Raw genomic sequence first — 20,681 nt, forward strand, 5'->3', positions numbered from 1 at the left:
CGTTGAGTATCGGAAAAGATGGCAGCCAGTTTAGGGAGCGTTGCGCTCGTTATTAAGACGCAATGTGTCGTCGGATTGGATTTTTTTTAGTCAAAGTGACGAATGGGGTGATCAGATTGGCTGGCCACGATCCAGTTTGTTGCTGAGGATGATCGAGGTGGTGGTTTTCTCCACACCGTCGACGCTGCCGATCTGGTCCAACAGTTGATCAAGCTGTTCCGGCGAATCCGTGCGCAGCCACGCCACGTAATCGAACTCGCCACTCACCGCACACAGCTGTTGAACCTGCGCCATTGCACTGAGCCTGCGCAGTACTTCCTTGCCCGAACGCGCTTGCACGGTGATCCCGACATAAGCCTGCAAACCGCCGTCGACCACGCGCTGCCCGAGGCGTACGCCGTAACCGGTGATCACCTGGGTTTTTTCCAGGCGCGCCAGGCGCGAGGTGACCGTGGTGCGCGCAATGCCCAACTGCCGGGCGAGCATGGCCACGCTTTCGCGAGCGTTGATCTGCAGGGCGGCGATCAGTTGGCGGTCGATTTCATCGAGGACGGGCAAGGTGGGCACTCCAGTGCGGGTGGCAATGGGGCTACATGTTACAGGCTTCCAGACACACAAAAGCCGCGCAATGCGCGGCTTTCTTGTTTGGTGGGCCCAGTAGGACTCGAACCTACAACCAAGGGATTATGAGTCGCCGACTGATGCACCGCGGTCAATGAAGTCTAGGCTAGGTACCGCAAGGGCACAATAGCTTTAACCAGTTGATTATAGGAAGATTTGGCTAGTTTTCCCTAGGCTAGGAAAGCTGAGCACTGTACCGCTGCTGTACCTTTTTTTTTCGCAGACAAGTAGCGGGTGGTTGAATAGTATTGGCCTTGGCGTTCGCTAAAATGATGGGTGTGACCGCTAGTGAGGGGTCGCGTACGGTAACGAGGACAGTGGACATTGGTTAGCGATTCCTGCATTTATCCGACGTCGATTGAGTCTGCATGGTAAAGGCTATATGGCATCATGCTGGGTCTTCGGAGTGGTGCAGTGAAATCAAGATACCCGGCTGGAAAGCCAAGCTTTCCAGGTGTCCATAATGAGTGTTGGACGGATACTTCACTGATGCGGAGGAAGAGCTGCGCCGAGCTACCTGCATGCTTGATACGTGGCGTGCCATGAACCGTGTTGTTGGTGGTGACAGTAGCAGTGGCTTCTTCTGGCTGATCTAAACGAAGGACCTGTCGAGCGAATATTTAGCTTTCTAGCCAATCATTCACCAGATGCTCACGTTAGTTGCTCGCAATGTCTTACGCCACTAGTACAGAGAATTTATGTAAAAAGAAGGCTCCGGTGCTGCTTGCTACGGTACAAATTCCGGCACTCGCGCTAAGTAAAAATGGCGGAGGCAGCCAACAGAAATCTGGCCATGTAGGCCTAAATGTAAAAATTAGGGAATGACATGACGCTTAGCCGTAACGAAATTAGAAATAGAGCTCTTGCCTTCTCAAGAGAATGGGCAGACGAGTCAAGTGAAAGCGCAGAGGCCAAAACTTTTTGGGACGGTTTTTTCACTATTTTTGGCATGAAGCGGCGGCGGATGGCCAGTTTTGAGTATCCAGTAAAAAAATCTGATGGGGCGCAAGGTTTCATAGATTTGCTGTGGAAAGGCGTTTTGTTAGTCGAGCATAAGTCGAGAGGGAAAAATCTTGATCGGGCAGATCGACAAGCGAGAGACTACTTCCCAGGATTGAAGGATAGGGATTTACCACGATATGTCCTTGTTTCTGACTTTGAAAAGTTCAAGCTGTATGACTTGGATGCTGAGGTGGCTCATGAATTTGATCTTGTTGATCTTCATAAAAATATAGGATTGTTTGGATTTATTTCTGGTTACGAAAGTCAGTCTTTAAAGCCCGAAGATCCAGTCAATATTGATGCTGCAGTTAGAATGGGGAAGCTGCATGATCAACTTAAATCTATAGGCTATGTTGGCCACTCTCTTGAGTTGTATTTGGTTAGGTTGCTATTTTTGCTGTTTTCAGAAGATACCGGTATCTTTGAAAAAAGGCAGTTTCAGGACTATATTGAACAGCGAACTGGTGAAGATGGGAGCGACCTCGCGCATCATTTAGCTACCTTGTTTCATGTGTTAAACACTCCAGTTGAAGAGCGTCTGAAAAATCTCGATGAACAGCTATTTGCTTTTCCGTATGTTAATGGAAAGTTATTTAAGGAAACTCTGCCGCCTGCATCTTTCGATACTGCAATGCGTGAGACTTTACTAGAAGCGTGCGGACTTAATTGGAGCCAAATTAGCCCTGCGGTTTTTGGTAGTCTCTTCCAGAGTATTATGGATTCAGTCGCAAGGAGGAGTTTAGGGGCGCACTATACAACTGAAAAAAATATTCTTAAATTAATAAAGCCTTTATTTTTGGATAGGCTTTATGAAGAGCTTGGCAAGATAAGAAAACAGCCTAAAAAGCTCGTGGAGTTTCATTTGAAATTGGCAGGTCTAAAGTTTTTTGACCCTGCATGTGGTTGTGGTAATTTTCTTGTTATAGCTTATCGGGAGCTGAGAAAGCTCGAGATTGAAGTGTTACGATTGCTATACGATCCCGAGAAGGGCGGGCAGTTGGATATCTCGACAATGATTTTGCTTGATGTCGACCAATTTTACGGCATAGAGATAGAAGAATTTCCTGCGCAAATTGCTCAAGTTGCGCTTTGGTTAACTGATCATCAAATGAATATGAAGATCAGTGTGGAGTTTGGTCAGTATTTCTGTAGGCTTCCATTGAGAAAGTCTGCGGCTATCATTCATGGTAATTCCCTTTCTTTGGATTGGATGGAGATATGTGGGAAGGCTGATTATATTTTAGGTAATCCACCGTTTTTAGGAAAAAAAGAGCAGTCCGCGACGCAGAAAAAAGAACTAGTCAGCGCACTGTCGAATCACAAGAACGCAAGCAGTTTGGATTATGTTTCAGCCTGGTACTCCAAAGCCGCTGCGTACATGGTTAACTTTCCTGATGCTCAAACGGCTTTTGTCTCAACTAATTCGATAACTCAGGGAGAGCAGGCAGGGATTTTATGGCCTTTTTTGCTAAACAAAGGGGTGAGAATAAATTTTGCTCATCGGACTTTTGAATGGACATCAGAGGCTAGAGGTAAAGCTGCTGTCCATTGTGTGATAATTGGGTTTGGTCTGGTTGACTCAGAAGAAAAAATTATTTTTGAGTATCATAGTATCAAGGAGGATCCATTCGCCATCCAAGTCTCGAAAATCAATCCGTATTTAGTTGAGGCTGATGATTTGGTTCTTCAAGCGCGTCGTGATTGTCTTGATCCTAAGGCGCCGGATATGCGATTTGGTTCAATGCCAAATGATAAAGGTCATCTACACCTAACACCTGAGGAGAGAGCAAACTTACTACGGTGCGAGCCGGGTGCTGAACCTTGGCTAAAGAGAATTATGGGGAGTAAGGAATATATCAACAGTATTGAACGTTGGTGTTTGTGGCTGGTTGACATTAAATCACCGCAATTGCGGTTGCTTGCTCAAGTAAAAGCACGCGTTCAAAAAGTAAAAGAGATCCGGCTGGATAGTTCTAGGGAGGAAACTAGAAGGTTGGCTGATACTCCATATGCTTTTGGAGAGATTCGCCAGCCGACTAGCACTTATATTGCAGTTCCTAAGACATCGTCCGAAAATAGAGCATTTATCCCAATCGGGTTTTTAGAGGCTGACGATATCGCGAATACAGAATTGTTTACTGTTGCAGAGGCCTCTTTATATAATTTTGGGATCTTGACCTCGACGATGCATATGGCGTGGATGCGGACCGTGTGTGGTCGCTTGAAAAGTGATTATCGCTATTCTGCTGGGATTGTTTACAATAATTATCCTTGGCCAAGTCCTTCAGAAAAACAAATTTCAGAAATTGAATTGGCCGCTCAAGATGTCCTTGATGCCAGATCCATGGTAGCTGGAGCATCTCTTGCAGATCTGTACGATCCATTGAGTATGCCGGTACCCCTGGTAAAAGCACATCAAAAGCTAGATAGGGCTGTTGACTCTGCTTACGGTAAAAGAGGTCTGAAGTCCGAAGCAGAAAGAGTATCTTTTTTGTTTGATCTACATAAAACTTTATTGGCCAACATTCCTGTAAAGGTTAGAAAAAAAATTCGTTAGAATATCGAGTGTTCCGAAGGCGCCCTGCGTCTTCGGATTCCATCTTTGATATGAGTAATGGTGAAATAGTAGAAATTTGTTCTTTTGAACACGCTGAAACAAATGATCGAATCCGATGTGTTACTTCAGGCATGCCTATCCAGATACAGGCTTATTTTGCCTTTCTCGGGCTTTTCGCTTTATAAGTGACACCCAAAGTGCAACAGTATTAGTAGAACGTCCTAACTGATACGTAAGCGCTCCATGAACCCCACATTCCAAGCGCTTATCTGATGCTCGATGCTGTGCTCCCGATTCTCTCAGGAGCCCGTTCGCCATGATGCGTCCCGACGCAAAAGTTGAAAAGGTGTATCTCTACCCCAAGCCTGTCGACTTCCGAAAATCCATCGACGGCCTGGCTGCCTTGGTCGAACTGGATATCAAGGTCGCGGTGTTCGATCCCGTGCTTTTCGTCTTTCTGAACAAACCCCGCAACGGTGTGAAGATTTTGTACTGGGAGCGAAACGGCTTCTGCCTTTGGCTCAAGCGTCTGGAATCCGAGCGTTTCAAAACGTCGCCCGACGTGACGGACGAAGCGATTGTCCTGACTGTCCAGGAACTCAACTGGATGCTCGACGGTTTTGACCTCTGGCGTAACCGGCCTCATCAGGTTTTGACGCCACGATTCGTGGCCTGATTCGGTATAATCCAGGGCATGAATTCTGTGCCCGAAAACCTCCCCGACGATCTTCAACTACTCAAGCAGATGTTTGCGAAGATGCAGTCGCGGGTCGGTTTTCTTGAAGAGGAAAATGCGCTGCTGCGTCAACGCTTGTTCGGACGTAAGTCCGAGCAAACAGCTGATCCTGCTACGCCTCAGTTGGCCCTTTTCAATTAAGCAGAAAGCATCGTCGACGTGGCAGATGAAGACGCGGAAGAAGATGTCGTCTCACCCGCCAAGCGCCGTGGCAAGCGCAAACCACTGCCTGCGGATCTGCCGCGCATCGAAGTCATTCACGAACTGCCCGAGCATGAGCTGACCTGCGCCTGCGGTTGTAGCAAACATGCCATTGGCGAGGAAATCAGCGAGCAACTTGAAATCGTCCCGATGCAGATACGGGTGATCAGACACGTTCGTAAAGTTTACGGTTGCCGCGATTGCGAGGTTGCTTCGGTCACGGCGGACAAACCGGCTCAGGTGATTGAAAAGAGCATGGCCAGCCCCTGCGTTCTGGCTATGTTGCTGACCACCAAATATGTGGACGGTTTGCCGCTTCACCGCTTTGAAAAAGTACTGGGCCGCCACGGCATCGCTATCCCTCGCCAGACCTTGGCACGCTGGGTTATCCAGTGCGGTGAGCACTTCCAGCCGCTGCTGAATTCGATACGCGATAGTCTGTTGGCCAGTCGCGTTATCCATTGCGATGAAACGCGGGTGCAGGTGTTGAAAGAGCCTGACCGCGAGCCAAGCAGCCAGTCATGGATGTGGGTGCAAACCGGCGGCCCACCGGATAAGCCGGTCATCCTTTTTGACTACTCCACCAGCCGAGCGCAGGAGGTGCCTAGGCGCCTGCTCGAGGGCTATCGTGGCTACGTCATGACCGATGATTATGCCGGTTACAACGCACTGGGCGCCCAAGCTGGAGTTGAGCGTTTAGGATGCTGGGCCCATGCTCGTCGTAAATTTGTTGAAGCACAGAAAGTGCAGCCTAAAGGCAAAACGGGACGCGCGGATATCGCGTTAAACCTGATCAACAAGCTTTACGGCATCGAGCGCGGCCTGAAGGACTACGGCGACACCGAGCGTAAGATGGGTCGTCACGAAAAAAGCCTGCCGATACTGGCTCAGTTGAAAAGCTGGATCGAAAAGACGCAGCCACAGGTCACCGCACAGAATGCCTTGGGCAAAGCCATCAGCTATCTGGCAAGTAACTGGAGCAAACTTGAGCGGTACGTCGAGGAAGGCACTTGCCGATCGACAATAACGCCGCCGAACGTGCGATCCGCCCCTTCGTAATCGGAAGAAAGAACTGGCTGTTTAGCGACACGCCTAAGGGCGCGACGGCCAGTGCTCAACTTTACAGCCTGGTCGAGACTGCCAAAGCCAACGGCCAAGAGCCTTATGCGTGGCTGCGCCACGCACTGGAGCGCCTGCCGGCGGCCTCATCAGTTGAAGACTACGAAGCGCTGCTGCCCTGGAACTTCTCACCGGTCTCGCCCAGCTAAGCGCACCAGCCATCATGAAGTTGGTGGGGTTTATGGAGCGCTTACAACCGATCCAGCACCACGGCCAAATACAGCCAGCCCTCGTACGTACGAATGTAGGTGATGTCGGTGACCCAAACCTTGTTGGGCTCTACGACATCGAACTGGCGCTTCAGCAAATTGGGTGAGGCGACCGCTGGCTTACCGCCGTACTTTCCAGGGCGGCGTCGATAACCTGTCTGAGAACGCAGTCCTTCAAGACGCATCAGCCTCGCCACACGATGGCGCCCGCAAACTTCACCGACCTCGCGCAGATCGTCATGGATTTTGCGATAGCCATAAACTCCGCCGCTCTCCAGCCAGGAATGCTTGATCAACCCCAGAAGTCTCTGGTCGTCTTGGGCGCGTACAGATTGCCGCTCAGACAACCAGGCGTAATAACCACTGGGGTGGACTTTCAGCGTCTGGCAAAGCAGTCGAATGGAGTAGTCGCCCGCATGCTGCTTGATAAAGGCGTACTTCAGCCGCACTCCTTGGCAAAGTACGCGGCGGCCTTTTTTAAGATGTCTCGCTCTTCAGTGACGCGCTTGAGTTCCGCTCGCAGACGACGCAGTTCAGCATGCTGATCATCATCCTGCTGCCGTTCTTCTTGAGGTTTGCTGTAGCGCTTTATCCAGGCATAGAGGCTATGCGTCGACACGCCGAGACGTGCTGCCACATCGGCGACAGGCAGCTTTTTTTCAGTCACTTGATTGGCCGCTTGGATTTTGAATTCTTCGGGATAACGTGGGTTGCTCATGGCACCTCCTGATTGGCCTCAGTTTAAGGCAAAGAGGTGTCTACGAAACCCGGGGCTATTCACTATGGGACGGTCGGCATCAACCTGAGGCCGGCGTAACGACGCGATCTCAGTCGAGCGCATGCCCGTCTCCAGAGCGATGCCAACAATCCAGCCGAGCATGGGGTTGCTGTGTTTATTTACGGCGGCCAGCAGACTGCGTTCCTCCTCATGGGAAAGGCGGCGGTTACGGCCCTCGCCTGGGCTAGGCTTGCGGATGTTCAGGACTGGGTTGAACGTGAGCCCTAATCCCCATTCTTGAATTGCGACGGTGAATAAGTGGCTCAGCAGAGCGAGTTCCAGGCGCACGGTATTGTTGCTGATAGTCCCGGCACGCCCCTTTTCGTTGAGGCGCTTGTCGCGGTAGCTCGCGATGATTTCAGCAGAAAGTGCAGCGAGTGAATACTTGCCCAGGTGCTCTGTGAGCTTCTTTGCCTTCGAGGTTTCGCCACGTTGGGTGCTGGCTTCTTGGTGGGGGTGATGTCGCTCAGGTAGCGCTTGAGTGCTGCCTCCAGCGTCATCTTCTCTGAGCCGCTACGCCGGATGTACACACCACGAACCATTTCTTCTTCAGTGCGCCGAGACCAATCCTCCGCATCACGCTTGGTGCGGAAGGTTTTAGCCACGGTCGGCCAGCCAGTTTTGCGAATCAGCGCCTTCCAAGTACCAGAAGGAGTTTTGACAATTGTAGCCATAGGGGAGGGGGCTCCTAGGAGGCTGGTGATCCAGCACTGTACCTAATTTGTACCCTTGGAGCGTAGGACTGTAAAAGCAGGGCTTCACCCAGAAACACAAAAGCCGCGCAATGCGCGGCTTTTAAAGTTGGTGGGCCCACACGGACTTGAACCGTGGACCAAAGGATTATGAGTCCTCTGCTCTGACCAACTGAGCTATAGGCCCTGTAACAGGTCGCGGATTATAACGATGGTTTCCCCGCTGTGCCATCCGAAAAGTCTGAAACGCGCATGCGAAGAAAAGTCTCGGCGAAAAGCTCTGGTGGCAGGGGCAGGCTGACGATGTAGCCTTGCATCTGCTCACAGCCTTCTTCGGCGAGGAAGGCCTGCTGCTCGGGGTTTTCCACGCCTTCGGCGATGATGGTGAATTGCATGCTGTGGCCCAAGGCGATGATGGCGCGCACGATGGCGGCGTCGTGGGGGTCGTCGGGCAGGCCGCGCACGAAAGACTGGTCGATTTTCAGGAAATCCAGCGGCAGGCGCTTGAGGTAGCTGAGCGATGAATAGCCGGTGCCGAAGTCATCGATCGCCAGTTGCACGCCCAGGCGTTTGAGCTGGTGCAGCACTTCCAGGGCTTCTTCGGCCTGGCTCATGATGAAGTTTTCGGTGATTTCCAGCTGCAGGCAGCCGGGTTCCAGTGCGTGGTCGCGCAGCAGCTGTTTGATGCGCGCCAACAGGTTGGGGTGGCGCAATTGTGCGCCCGCGAGGTTCACCGACAGTGGGCCGAAGTCTTCGAAGGCATCTTTCCAGGCGTGCATCTGCTGGCAGGCCTGTTCCAGCACCCAGTCGCCAATCTGCAGGATCGTGCCGTTTTCTTCGGCGAGGGCGATGAAGTGTTCGGGCGGCACGTCGCCAAAGGTCGGGTGGTGCCAGCGGATCAGTGCCTCGGCGCCGATCAGTTCCTGGGTCATCAAGCTGAGTTTGGGTTGGTAGTAGAGGCTCAACTCATCACGCTCGATGGCGCGGCGTAGTTCATGTTCCAGGGCCACGCGCTCGTTTGCCTGCGCGGTGAGGTCGCGGGTGTAGCTTTCGACTCGGTTGCGGCCCTTGGCCTTGGAGCGATACATCGCGGCGTCGGCGTTTTTGACCAGCGTGGCGACGTCGGTGCCGTCCTCGGGGTAGAGGCTGGTGCCGATGCTGGCGCTGATAAAGAACTCGTGCTCGCCGGCCTGGAAGGGCGGGGTGAAGCAGGCAAGCAGTTTATTCGCCAGGTGCTGCGCGTCGCTGGCTTGTTGCAGGCCGGGCAGCAGGATGATGAATTCGTCGCCGCCCAGGCGGGCCACGGTGTCGACGTCGCGCAATTGCTCCTTGAGGCGCACGGCGATGTCTTTGAGCAGCAGGTCGCCGATGGGGTGGCCGAGGCTGTCGTTGATGTGTTTGAAACGGTCGAGGTCGAGGAACAGCACCGCGCCCTGTTTGCCACTTTCCTGTTGGCCGTTGAGTGCGGCCTGCAGGCGGCTTTCAAACAAGGTGCGGTTGGGCAGCCCGGTCAGCGGGTCATGGTGCGCCTGGTAGTCGAGGCGGGCCTGGGCCAGCTTGAGGCTGGAAATGTCGGCAAATACCGCCACAAAGTGCGTGATCAGTTGTTCGCGGTTGCGCACGGCGCTGATGGTCAGCCAACTCGGGTACAGCTCGCCGTTTTTGCGGCGGTTGGAGATTTCGCCCTGCCAGTGGCCCTGGGCCGTCAACTGGTGCCACATAGCGGCGTAGAACGCGCTGTCATGCAGGCCGGAAGCAAGCAGGCGAGGCGTCTGGCCGAGGGCTTCGGCTTCGCTGTAGCCGGTAATCTCGCTGAAGGCGCGGTTGACGGCACTGATGTTCTGGCGCGTGTCGGTGATCAACACGCCTTCGGCGGTACTCTCGAAGACCGTGGCGGCTTGTTGCAGTTTTTCCTGCATGAATTGGCGCTCGGTGATGTCCCGGGCGATGGTCAGCATGCAGTCATCGTCGCCGATGGGCAGTGGGCGGCTGGACAGCTCGCACAGGCGAATCTGGTTGTCGGCGCGGCGGATATGGCAGACGAAATCTTGAACAAAGCCATCGCGATGCATCAATTCCAGCATGTGTTTGCGTTCGTTCAGATCGACCCAGATGCCCAGGTCCAATGTCGACTGGTCCAACGACGTGGCGCTGGTGAAGCCAGTCAGGCGGCTGAACCCTTCGTTTACCTCTATCAACAGCCCGTCGCGCTGACGGCTGAGCAGCAAGCCGTCGGGCGATGCGTGGAAGGCCTTGGCGAACTTCTCTTCGGACGTTTGCAACAGTTGCTGGGTTTCCTTGAGCTGGGTGATATCGCGCACCACCACGACCAGGGCCTCGGTCGTGTCGAGCTGGAAGGGCTCGGCCGAGATCAGGCCGGTGAACGCTTGGCCGTTGCTGCGCCGAAACGGCATCTCCAGGTTGCGGATGCTGGTGGTCTGCACCCGTTGCAGCAGGTCGGGGCCAACGCCTTGAATGCCCCAGATATTAAGCTCAGTGGCGGTTTTGCCGACCACGTCCTCGGCAGTCAGGCCGATCTGATCTTCGAAGGCTTTATTGACCTCCAGCAGGCAGCCGTCGGACAGCCGCGCGATCACCAGAATATCCGGGCATTGCTGGAACACCGAGGCAAATTTCTGCTCGGACAATTGCAGTGCTTCCTCGGTGCGCTTGGCTTCGCTGATGTCGATCATCAAGCCGCGCAGCACCGGCTCATGGCCGTGTTCGATCAGGCTGACAATATCGCGCACCCATAAACATCGGCCATCGGCGGTGATCACCCGGTAATCAAGGCTGTGGTCGCGGTTGGCGCGGGTCTCCCGGTAGCAGTAAGCCTCGGCGCGCGTCAGGTCGGCAGGGTGGATGATGTTGCGCCAGAAGCCCGGAATCAGCCAGTGGGCGCGAGGGTAGCCCAGCAAGTCTTCGGCATGCGGCGACACGTAGCTGTAAGTGAAATCGGTGACGCTGGCTTCCCAGGCGATAGCGGACAGGCTCTCCACGAGGCCGCGATAGTGGTATTCGCTGCTGCGCAGTTCCTGCTCCAGGGCAACACGGCGCGAAATTTCCGAACTGAGCCGACGATTGATCCGAATCACAATGGCCAATACGGTGCTCAGTAGCAGCACTGCTGGCAGGCCGTACATCAACAAGTCGGCCCAGAAGGTACGGTGGTCAGTGATGCTGCCGACCCAGTGTTGTTGGATGGCGTCGGTTTCGTCCGAGCTGAGGTCGGCGAGGACTTTGTCCAGAATACCCACCAGCATTTTCTCGTCGCGTGGCACACCCATCGCCAGTTGATAGCGGTAGGGCGTTTCGCCGCTGACGTATAAACCGTCCAGTTTGAGTTGGCGCAGGCTCCAGACGCTGGACGCCAGGTCGCCAACCACCGCATCCACTTCGTCCGTAGCCAGTGCTTGCAGGGTCGAGCTGACATTGGGCATCGCCACCAGATTGAGGTCGGGGTGGTGGGTGCGCAGTAATTCGTGGGGCGCGTAGTTTTCCACCACGGCGATCTTTAGCCCGTACAGGTCTTTGAGGTTGCGCGGGGTTGCGCCGCCCTCATGGGCAAGGATGACGATGGGGAAGTCGAGGTACGGGCGTGTGAAGGCCAGGAAGCTCTGGCGTTCCGGCGTGGACATGATCCCGGGCAGCAGGTCGAGTTGATTGTTTTTCGCCTGTTCGAGCACGGCGGTCCAGTTCACTGGTTCGATCAGCTTGACCCGCACGCCCAGGCGGTCCTGGATCAGGCGCACATAGTCGGCGGCCAGGCCCTGGTAGCGGCCATTTTCATCACGGTATTCAAAGGGTGGCCAGGAAGCGTCCACCCCCAGGCGCAGCTCCTGATGGTCCGACAGCCAGCCACGCTCATCATCAGTAAGAGTCAACGCGCCAGCCGTTGCGGTCCAGGTCAGCAGCGACAGCAGTAACACGGTCGGCAGTCTGGGCATAACGGTCTCGTTATGGCACGGGGAATGTTTCGAGTGTAGACGGGCATTGCGGGGAGGGGAGGCGCGGGGCCATTAATCTATAGAAAGAAATCCATAGAAAACAAAACCCCCGGCCTGGGCCGGGGGTTCTGGTATCACTCGTCGAGGAAGGAGCGCAGATGCTCGCTTCGCGTCGGGTGGCGCAACTTGCGCAGCGCCTTGGCTTCGATCTGACGGATCCGCTCGCGGGTCACGTCAAACTGCTTACCGACTTCCTCAAGGGTGTGGTCGGTATTCATGTCGATGCCGAAACGCATGCGCAGTACCTTGGCTTCACGGGCAGTGAGGCCGGACAGTACGTCGCGAGTCGCTTCTTTGAGGCTCTCAACGGTAGCAACATCGATTGGCGACTGCATGGTCGAGTCTTCGATGAAGTCACCCAGATGGGAGTCTTCGTCATCACCGATCGGGGTTTCCATGGAGATCGGCTCTTTAGCGATCTTCAATACCTTGCGGATTTTATCCTCAGGCATTTCCATGCGTTCGCCCAGCTCTTCCGGGGTCGGTTCGCGACCCATTTCCTGCAGCATCTGGCGGGAAATACGGTTGAGCTTGTTGATCGTCTCGATCATGTGCACCGGAATACGGATGGTGCGGGCCTGGTCGGCGATCGAGCGAGTGATCGCCTGACGGATCCACCAGGTGGCATACGTCGAGAACTTGTAACCACGACGATATTCGAACTTGTCCACAGCCTTCATCAAGCCGATGTTGCCTTCCTGGATCAGGTCGAGGAATTGCAGACCACGGTTGGTGTACTTCTTGGCGATGGAGATCACCAGACGCAAGTTCGCTTCAACCATCTCTTTCTTCGCGCGGCGGGCCTTGGCCTCACCGATCGACATGCGACGGTTGATGTCTTTGATCTCGGCGATCGTCAGACCGGTTTCGGTCTCAAGCGCAGTCAGCTTTTGCTGGCAGCGGATGATGTCCGGCTGCAGGCGACCAATGGCTTCGGCGTATTTCGCCTTGCCTTTGGCCAGTGCGTCGGTCCAGCTTTCATCTACTTCATTGCCCGGGAACTGGCGCAGGAAGTCAGCACGCGGCATACGGGCATCACGCACACACAGCTGCATGATTGCGCGCTCTTGGGCGCGCAAACGCTCAAGGGCACTGCGAACACGCTCAACCAGGCCTTCGAATTGCTTCGGTACCAGCTTGATCGGCATGAACAGCTCGGCCAACGCTACCAGCTCGGCAATCGCCTGCTTGTTGGTGCGGCCGTGCTTTTTCAGCGCCTTGCGGGTGATTTCCATTTGATCGGAAACCGCACCGAAACGCTGAGCCGCAATGATCGGGTCCGGACCGCTTTCAACTTCGTCTTCGTCGTCGCCGCTGGATTCAGCGTCGTCGTCTTCAGTGTCGTCGTCGGCTTTTGCAGCCTTTGCGTCGACTGGCGGTGGTACTTCGGCGGCTGGCGGCGCGATGCCGTCGTCCGGGTCGATATAACCGCTCAGAACGTCGGACAGGCGGCCACCTTCGGTGGTCACGCGGGTGTACTCGGAGAGAATGTGGTCAACCGTGCCAGGGAAGTGCGCGATTGCGCCCATCACTTCACGGATACCCTCTTCGATACGCTTGGCGATTTCGATCTCGCCTTCGCGTGTCAGCAGCTCGACGGTACCCATTTCACGCATATACATGCGCACAGGGTCGGTGGTACGACCGATATCGGTCTCCACAGCAGCCAGCGCGGCAGCCGCTTCTTCAGCGGCAGCCTCGTCGGTATCGGCGTCCGCCAGCATAAGGGAATCCTTATCTGGCGCAGCTTCGAATACGTTGATCCCCATGTCGTTAATCATGCGGATGATGTCTTCCACCTGCTCTGGATCTGAAATATCCTCAGGCAGGTGGTCGTTGACCTCCGCGTAAGTCAGGTAACCCTGCTCACGACCGAGAACGATCAACTCTTTGATACGAGACTGCTGTTGCGCTTTTCCGGACATAACACCCTATCCACTGAAGGTCTTGGCGGGCAAAAAACAAGCCGAGGATTATACCCGAGCTATGACCTCACACGCCAGCTGAGGTCGGGTTTGATGCGGAAACATTCTGTTTTAAGAGGTCGCGCATCTGTTTTGCTATCTGAATTTGCTCTTCAGCCGACAATCCCGGCTGTCTTGCTCTTTTGATCAGTTCGTCGAGGGTCTGCGTGTGCTGACCTTCGGATAACCTAGTAATGGTGTCTAAAAACTGTTGTTCAAGGTTTTCGCCGTCAATTAGCCACTCCTTTTCCGCGAGTGCTTTCAACAAGCGGCCCTGTTCGGTGCCATGCCAGCGCGCCATCAACTGAATTGAGTTTAGCTTAGGATTTTTCTGAACCGCCTCGATCAAGGCGATCAGCACCTGAGCATAAGTGTTGCTGGCGTTGGCAAAGTGGTCGGCGCTCTCAACCTTGCCTGCCAATTGCGGGTGGTGGATAAGCGTGCGCAACGCAATGAGCGTTGGAGCTTCTACGGCGACAGGAGTTCGCGGTGCATAGGCTTCATCGCGATCACCGCGCTTGCCGTCCTTGCTCCAGGGTTTCTTGTCCCATTTCTTGCCGCCGGCGCCGGGTTTCTTCGGGGTCCACTCCTGCTGGGGCGCATAGGCCTCTTGCGGTTGGTGGAAGTCGGAATAGTCCGGCATGGCGTCGTAGTTGATGCCGGGGTCGTAAGTGGGCGGCGCATCCTGCGGTGCGCTGTGTACCAGCTGGCTGACGGCTTCGCCGCTCAACCCGGTGATTTCCAGCAGGCGCATGCGCATCAGCGATTTCAAGTTGGCGCCGGGGACTTTGTCGATCAGCGGCGCCGCGAGCGTGGCCATGTGGGCCTTGCCTTCGAGGGAGCGCGGGTCGGCTTCTTCGGTCAATTGCTGGAAGAAATAGTCCGCCAGCGGTTGTGCATGCTGGTTGATGCGCGCGCGGAATGCGTCGGTGCCTTCGGAGCGCACCAGGGTATCCGGGTCTTCGCCCTCCGGCAGAAACAGGAAGCGCGCGCGGCGCCCATCTTGCAGGCTCGACAGCGTGGCTTCGAGCGCGCGCCAGGCGGCGTTGCGGCCTGCCTGGTCGCCATCGAAGCAGAACAGCACGCTGGGCACCACGCGAAACAAGCGCTTCATGTGTTCTTCGCTGGTGGCGGTGCCGAGTGTGGCCACGGCGTTGCGCAGGCCTTGCTGGGCGAGGGCGATAACATCCATGTAGCCTTCAACCACGATGATTTCATCGAGGTTGCGATTGTTCTTGCGCGCTTCGAAAAGGCCATACAGTTCCTGGCCTTTATGGAATACCGGCGTTTCCGGCGAGTTCAGGTACTTGGGCTTGTCGTCGCCCAATACCCGGCCGCCGAAGGCGATGATGCGCCCGCGACTGTCGCGGATCGGAAACATCACACGGTCGCGGAAGCGGTCGTAGCGCTTGCCGGTTTCGGCGTTTTCCACCAGCAGGCCGGCGTCGATCATGGCTTTTTGCTGGAGCGTATCGCTGCTCAAGTGCTTGTAAAGGTTGTCCCAGCCAGGCGGGGCGAAGCCGAGGCCGAAGTCGCGGGCGATTTCGCCGGTAAGGCCGCGCCCCTTAAGGTATTCGACGGCGGCCTTGCGCTGCGGATGGCTTTTAAGCGCCTGGCGGTAGAAGTCGGCAGCGGCAGTCAGCAGTGGGTAGAGCGGCGAATCGGTGGGCTGTCGCGGTTTGTGCGGGCGGCCGCTTTCTTCGCGGGGCACTTCCATGCCGGCAGCTTTTGCCAGGTCCTCGATGGCCTGGGGGAAGTCCAGGTTGTCGTGGTCCATGAGAAAACCCAGGGCGTTGCCGCCCGCGCCGCAACCGAAGCAGTAATAGAACTGCTTGTCGGGGCTGACGCTGAATGATGGGGTCTTCTCTTTGTGAAACGGGCAGCAGGCAGTGTAGTTCTTGCCGGCTTTTTTCAATTGCACGCGCGAGCTGACAACATCGACGATGTCGGTGCGGTTCAGAAGGTCGTCAATAAAGCTCTGGGGAATCAGCCCGGCCATGGCGTTCTCGTCATCACTGCGTGTAAATGAGGGCCCGTGAAGTGTTCAAGCGCACGTGTCGGGTGCTTGAGCATCTAGTGTCTGCATGGGTTGTTCAGGAAGTGTATCTGCCGAACGTTCGCTGACGTTAATTTAAGGTCAGTTTTCGACGTGGAAATGTTGCCCCGGGCGTCCGGTCTTGACCAGCGGTTGGTCTCGGATGCTCATTTAAGGGCACAGTCGACCGGTTCGATCGCCTGGATGAAGAATAAGTGTGCTCGTCAGTAGCCTTGTTAGGCTCGTCAGAAGAGACGTGCACCGCTGGCAAAAGAGCCAGTCCTGACGTGTGAAGCAGTTGTATCGGTCGCGTGTGCGGCGTCAACAGTGAAGCATCAAGCGATATCCGCAAATGCCAATAGCCCGGCTGAGGGCCGGGCTTGGCAGAAGCTTGCTACGAACGTCTGTGTATTAGTACAGACGAACGGCGCGGCGCTGTTCGCGCTGAACTTTCTTGGCGTGACGCTTAACAGCGGCTGCTGCTTTGCGCTTACGCTCAGAAGTTGGCTTCTCGTAAAATTCGCGGCTACGAACTTCAGCCAGTACACCGGCTTTTTCGCAGGAGCGCTTGAAACGACGCAGAGCTACGTCGAAGGGTTCGTTCTCTTTAACTTTGACGGCTGGCATCCAGAGCTACCTTCTTTCATTACCGGGATCAACGTTCTCGTCGCAAAAAATTCGCGGCTGAGGTCGTCGGTTTTTAAGGGTTGCGGATGTTAACCCCTCATTGCCCGGAATGCAAAGCCTCTGATCGAAAACCGCTAGTCGGGAGGGGGACTGGCGACTATTATGCGCGCCTTCGAATTCAGCCTCTACAAGGCGCAAACCCATGCTAGTACTGGGACTTGAAACCTCCTGCGACGAAACCGGTGTCGCACTTTACGACAGTGAACGCGGGCTTTTGGCCGATGCACTGTTCAGTCAGATCGACCTGCATCGTGCTTATGGCGGTGTGGTGCCGGAGTTGGCGAGCCGCGATCACGTCAAGCGCATGCTGCCTTTGATTCGCCAGGTGCTGGACGAGGCCGGCTGTGTGCCGACCGAGATCGACGCCATTGCCTACACCGCCGGCCCCGGATTGGTCGGAGCCCTGCTGGTTGGGGCCTCTTGCGCCCAGGCACTGGCGTTTGCCTGGGGCATTCCAGCCCTCGGCGTGCACCATATGGAAGGCCATCTTCTGGCGCCCATGCTGGAAAAAACACCGCCAGAGTTCCCGTTCGTCGCTTTGTTGGTTTCGGGTGGTCATACGCAACTGGTTCAGGTCGATGGCATCGGCCAATACACCCTGTTGGGCGAATCCCTGGACGACGCTGCCGGCGAAGCATTCGACAAGACTGCGAAGATGATGGGCCTCAATTATCCGGGCGGTCCGGAAATCGCGCGCCTGGCCGAAAAAGGCGTTGCCGGCCGCTACACCTTCCCGCGCCCGATGTGCGATCGCCCGGGCTTGATGTTCAGCTTCAGCGGCTTGAAAACCTCGGCGTTGAACACCTGGCAGCAGAGCGTCAGCGCCGGGGACGACAGTGAACAAGCCCGTTGCGACATCGCGCTGGCGTTCCAGCAGGCCGTGGTGGAGACTTTGACCATCAAGTGCAAGCGCGCCCTTAAGCAAGCGGGCATGAAGCGCCTGGTGATCGCTGGCGGCGTCAGCGCCAACAAGGCCTTGCGCGTTTCGCTGGAGAAAATGCTCGGCGACATGAAGGGCGATGTGTTCTACGCCCGCCCTGAATTCTGCACCGACAACGGCGCGATGATCGCTTATGCCGGTTGCCAGCGCTTGCAGGCTGGGCAGCACGAAAGCTTGGCGATCAGCGTGCAGGCACGTTGGCCAATGGAGCAATTGTCGCCGCTGTAAGCCGGGCTTATGGACGGTATTTAAAAATGCCGTTCGCGCCCGGCAAACAGGTCGCGTAAATTGCCGCGGTGGCGCCAGACGATCAGCAGCGTCAGCACGCTCATCGGCAACAGCGCTGCCGGTTCCTGCCAGGCCAGCAGTGGCAGGGTCAGCGGAGTGGCGATCAACGCGGCTAATGAGCTGGTGCGGGTCAGGTAGAACGTCAGCAGCCAGGCCAGCACGGCCAGCAGCGCGGCCGGAGGGTAAATCCCCAGCAGCATGCCGGCGGCCGTGGCGACACCTTTGCCGCCGCGAAAGCGGAAGTACAACGGAAACAGATGGCCGAGGACGGCGCACACGCCGACCCAGGCCTGCTGCTGCAGGGTAAGACCGGCGAGGCTGGCGATCAGTACGGGCAACAAGCCCTTGCAGACATCACCGAGCAGCGTCAGCACGGCGAGTTTTTTGCCGGCCAGGCGCAACATATTGGTGGCGCCGGCGTTGCCTGAGCCACTCATTCGCGGGTCGGGGTTTCCCGTCAGGCGGCTGAGCAAAATGGCGAAGGACAGCGAGCCGAGCAGGTAGGCGAAAATCGCCAGTGACCAAAACATGCTAACTATTCCGGGCGAGGACGCCCTGATTCTAACGGGGCATCGCGCCCTTGTCGTGCTGCGGAGAAGAGTGCTTGGACAGAGTGTTTATCGAAGGCCTGGAAGTCGACACCGTGATCGGGGCCTACGACTGGGAGCGCGGCATCAAGCAATGCCTGCGCCTGGACCTGAGCTTCGCCTGGGACAACCGCCCGGCCGCGGCCGGTGACGACCTGACCCTGGCGCTGGATTACGCCAGTGTATCCACGCGTATCCAGGCCTTTGCCGAGCAGTCCCAGTACCAACTGGTGGAAACCTTCGCCGAGCGCTTGGCTGAAGTGCTGATGAGCGAATTCCAGATTCCCTGGCTCCACCTCAAACTGACCAAGCCTGGCGCCGTACCGGCCGCCAGGGGCGTGGGCGTGGAGATCGAGCGCGGATGTCGCTAACTCAGGTTTACCTTGGCCTTGGCAGCAATATCGAGCGCGAGCCCCACTTGCGCGCGGGTCTGGATGCGCTGGCGAGCTTTTTGACTGACGTGCGTTGTTCGCCCGTGTTCGAAAGCCAGCCGGTGGGTATCAAGAGCGGGCCGTTCTTCAACCTGGTGGTGTCGGCCTGGACCGACCTGCCGTTGATGGAACTGGATCGCCGTTTGAAATTCATCGAGGCCGACAATGGCCGTTACGCCCCGGACCGTAAAGGCTTGCCGTTGGACATCGACGTGCTGCTGTATGGCGATTGGGTGGGGAATTTCGACGGGTTGATCCTGCCGCGTGCTGAAATTCTGAAAAATGCCTTTGTGCTGTGGCCGCTGTCGCTGATGGCGCCGGACCGCGTGCATCCCGAGGCGGCCAAGAGTCTGGCTGATCTTTGGCGTGATGCGCAGATCGATCAAGTGCTGGCGCCTGTGGGCTTTGAGTGGCAGGGCCAGCAACTGACCCCGTCGAATCTCCTGTAGCTGGCGATTCTCCTGGCTTGATCGAATCCAAATGTGGGAGCGGGCTTGCCCGCGAAAGCGATGTGTCAGTCAACATCAATGTTTGCTGGGCCGACCTCTTCGCGGGCAAGCCCGCTCCCACAGGCTAGGCGTTGCGCTGTTCCTTGTAGGCTTTCAGTGCCTTGAGCCGTTCGCGCTTGAGAGCTTCACCCAGCTCCGGGCCCTTGAAACCTTTCTCCAGCAACGGCGCCACTGCCACTTCGCGGGCTACTTTCGCCGCATCGCGCAAATAATCAGCCTGTGGATAACTTCGCTGTTCAAAGCCCTTGCGGCCACGCGCATCCATTTCGCATGCCACCACAAATTCTTCAAAGCGCTGCGGCCGCCGGTATACGTCAAAGCTTTGCAGCAACTCCAGCAATGTCGAGGCTTTCAGCTCAAGCGCACGATGGCCATGGGTGTGATATTGGCCCACCAGCAGCGCCAGTTCCTGGCAATCCTTCGGCACTTTGAAGCGCTCATTGACGGCCTTGATCAGCTTCAAACCCGTGTGTTCGTGGGCGATATGCTGCGGCCACTTATCCACAGGTGTCAGGCCCTTGCCCAAGTCATGCAGCAGGCAGGCCCAGCGCACGGTCAGCGGTTGATGGTGCAAGGCCGCTTGCTCCAGCACGCTCAGGGTGTGCACGCCGGTGTCGATCTCGGGGTGATGGGCTTCGGGTTGCGGCACGCCGAACAGAGCATTCACTTCCGGCATCAGGGTTTTCAGCGCATCGCAGTCGCGTAACACCTGGATAAATACCTGGGGCTGGTTTTCCATCAGCGCCCGGGAGATTTCCTTCCAGCTGCGTTCCGGCGTCAGGGCTTGCAGTTCGCCGGATTCGCTGAGTTGGCGCATCAGCTCCAACGTTTGCGGTGCGACGGTAAATCCCAAATGGGCGTAGCGTGCAGCGAAGCGCGCAACGCGCAGCACACGCAGTGGATCTTCGGCGAACGCGGGAGAAACGTGGCGAAGTACGCGGGCCTCAAGGTCACGCTGGCCGTGGTAAGGGTCGGTCAGATTGCCGTCATCATCCTCTGCCATTGCGTTGATGGTCAGGTCGCGCCGAATCAGGTCTTCTTCCAGTGTGACGTCCGGGCTGGCGTGAAACACAAAGCCGCCATAACCGCGGCCGCTCTTGCGCTCGGTGCGGGCGAGGGCGTATTCGTCACCGTTTTTCGGGTCCAGAAATACCGGGAAGTCAGAACCTACAGGCTTGTAGCCCTTGGCCAGCATTTCTTCGGCAGTCGCACCGACGACGACACGGTCGACATCGGTGACCTCGATGCCCAGCAAGCGGTCACGCACCGCGCCACCGACTTTGTAGATTTTCATGAAAAAGCCTCCATTAGCGGCACA

Annotated in this window: 12 protein-coding genes, 1 tRNA gene and 3 pseudogenes; 6 read left to right on the forward strand and 10 right to left on the reverse strand. The window is 56.3% G+C overall.

The window, feature by feature from the left end:
* Positions 1 to 111: 111 nt before the first annotated feature.
* Complete coding sequence (locus AB4P94_RS09140; protein WP_078734923.1) at positions 112 to 558, reverse strand: Lrp/AsnC family transcriptional regulator; 447 nt, start codon at positions 556 to 558, stop codon at positions 112 to 114.
* 889 nt (positions 559 to 1,447) lie between these two features.
* Here AB4P94_RS09140 and AB4P94_RS09145 point away from each other — a divergent pair.
* The 3 genes and pseudogenes from AB4P94_RS09145 to tnpC all read left to right on the forward strand — a co-directional run bounded on the left by AB4P94_RS09145 (position 1,448) and on the right by tnpC (position 6,385).
* Positions 1,448 to 4,180: a DNA methyltransferase gene (locus tag AB4P94_RS09145; protein WP_395610280.1), complete on the forward strand. Its 2,733-nt coding sequence runs from the start codon at positions 1,448 to 1,450 to the stop codon at positions 4,178 to 4,180.
* A gap of 316 nt (positions 4,181 to 4,496) precedes the next feature.
* The gene (gene tnpB / locus AB4P94_RS09150) at positions 4,497 to 4,856 is read left to right on the forward strand and encodes an IS66 family insertion sequence element accessory protein TnpB (RefSeq protein WP_395610281.1); all 360 of its coding nucleotides are present in this window, start codon (positions 4,497 to 4,499) and stop codon (positions 4,854 to 4,856) included.
* Between the two features lie 18 nt (positions 4,857 to 4,874).
* Positions 4,875 to 6,385, forward strand: a pseudogene (gene tnpC, locus AB4P94_RS09155) (IS66 family transposase).
* A 50-nt stretch (positions 6,386 to 6,435) separates the two neighbouring features.
* Here tnpC and AB4P94_RS09160 read toward each other — a convergent pair.
* The 7 genes and pseudogenes from AB4P94_RS09160 to rpsU all read right to left on the reverse strand — a co-directional run.
* A pseudogene (locus AB4P94_RS09160) lies at positions 6,436 to 7,163 on the reverse strand (IS3 family transposase); the annotation flags it as partial.
* Positions 7,164 to 7,223: 60 nt separating this feature from the next.
* A pseudogene (locus AB4P94_RS09165) lies at positions 7,224 to 7,897 on the reverse strand (tyrosine-type recombinase/integrase); the annotation flags it as partial.
* 128 nt (positions 7,898 to 8,025) lie between these two features.
* Positions 8,026 to 8,102, reverse strand: a tRNA-Ile gene (locus tag AB4P94_RS09170).
* A 16-nt stretch (positions 8,103 to 8,118) separates the two neighbouring features.
* Positions 8,119 to 11,862 (reverse strand): EAL domain-containing protein, encoded by a 3,744-nt coding sequence (locus tag AB4P94_RS09175; RefSeq protein ID WP_395610282.1) that lies wholly within the window; start codon positions 11,860 to 11,862, stop codon positions 8,119 to 8,121.
* 134 nt (positions 11,863 to 11,996) lie between these two features.
* Entirely contained in the window at positions 11,997 to 13,847 is a 1,851-nt protein-coding gene (gene rpoD / locus AB4P94_RS09180; RefSeq protein ID WP_395610283.1) for an RNA polymerase sigma factor RpoD, read from the reverse strand.
* Positions 13,848 to 13,914: 67 nt separating this feature from the next.
* The gene (dnaG, locus tag AB4P94_RS09185; RefSeq protein WP_395610284.1) at positions 13,915 to 15,885 is read right to left on the reverse strand and encodes a DNA primase; all 1,971 of its coding nucleotides are present in this window, start codon (positions 15,883 to 15,885) and stop codon (positions 13,915 to 13,917) included.
* A 447-nt stretch (positions 15,886 to 16,332) separates the two neighbouring features.
* Positions 16,333 to 16,548 (reverse strand): 30S ribosomal protein S21, encoded by a 216-nt coding sequence (gene rpsU / locus AB4P94_RS09190; RefSeq protein WP_002551877.1) that lies wholly within the window; start codon positions 16,546 to 16,548, stop codon positions 16,333 to 16,335.
* A 202-nt stretch (positions 16,549 to 16,750) separates the two neighbouring features.
* On the opposite strand from rpsU, the gene tsaD reads away from it, so the two are divergent.
* Positions 16,751 to 17,776, forward strand: coding sequence for a tRNA (adenosine(37)-N6)-threonylcarbamoyltransferase complex transferase subunit TsaD (tsaD, locus tag AB4P94_RS09195; RefSeq protein ID WP_395610285.1), 1,026 nt, complete (start codon positions 16,751 to 16,753; stop codon positions 17,774 to 17,776).
* Between the two features lie 20 nt (positions 17,777 to 17,796).
* On the opposite strand, the gene plsY is transcribed toward tsaD, so the two are convergent.
* Complete coding sequence (plsY, locus tag AB4P94_RS09200) at positions 17,797 to 18,366, reverse strand: glycerol-3-phosphate 1-O-acyltransferase PlsY (protein WP_395610286.1); 570 nt, start codon at positions 18,364 to 18,366, stop codon at positions 17,797 to 17,799.
* 74 nt (positions 18,367 to 18,440) lie between these two features.
* Between plsY and folB the strand changes: the two genes are divergently transcribed.
* Together folB and folK are read left to right on the forward strand one after the other, a co-directional pair.
* A complete protein-coding gene (folB, locus tag AB4P94_RS09205; RefSeq protein ID WP_348056543.1) occupies positions 18,441 to 18,794 on the forward strand; it encodes a dihydroneopterin aldolase in 354 nt (117 codons plus the stop codon).
* Positions 18,785 to 19,303, forward strand: a complete 519-nt coding sequence (folK, locus tag AB4P94_RS09210; RefSeq protein WP_395610287.1) for a 2-amino-4-hydroxy-6-hydroxymethyldihydropteridine diphosphokinase — start codon at positions 18,785 to 18,787, stop codon at positions 19,301 to 19,303. Before folB ends, folK begins: the two co-directional genes overlap by 10 nt.
* Before the next feature lie 124 nt (positions 19,304 to 19,427).
* Here the strand turns inward: folK and AB4P94_RS09215 are convergent, their stop codons facing one another.
* Positions 19,428 to 20,657 carry a multifunctional CCA addition/repair protein gene (locus AB4P94_RS09215; protein WP_395610288.1) on the reverse strand — a complete coding sequence of 410 codons (1,230 nt, stop codon included), beginning with the start codon at positions 20,655 to 20,657 and terminating at the stop codon, positions 19,428 to 19,430.
* Positions 20,658 to 20,681: the final 24 nt, after the last annotated feature.

Source organism: Pseudomonas sp. B22129, from assembly GCF_044218875.1.
In the GTDB taxonomy this organism is placed as follows: Bacteria; Pseudomonadota; Gammaproteobacteria; order Pseudomonadales; family Pseudomonadaceae; genus Aquipseudomonas.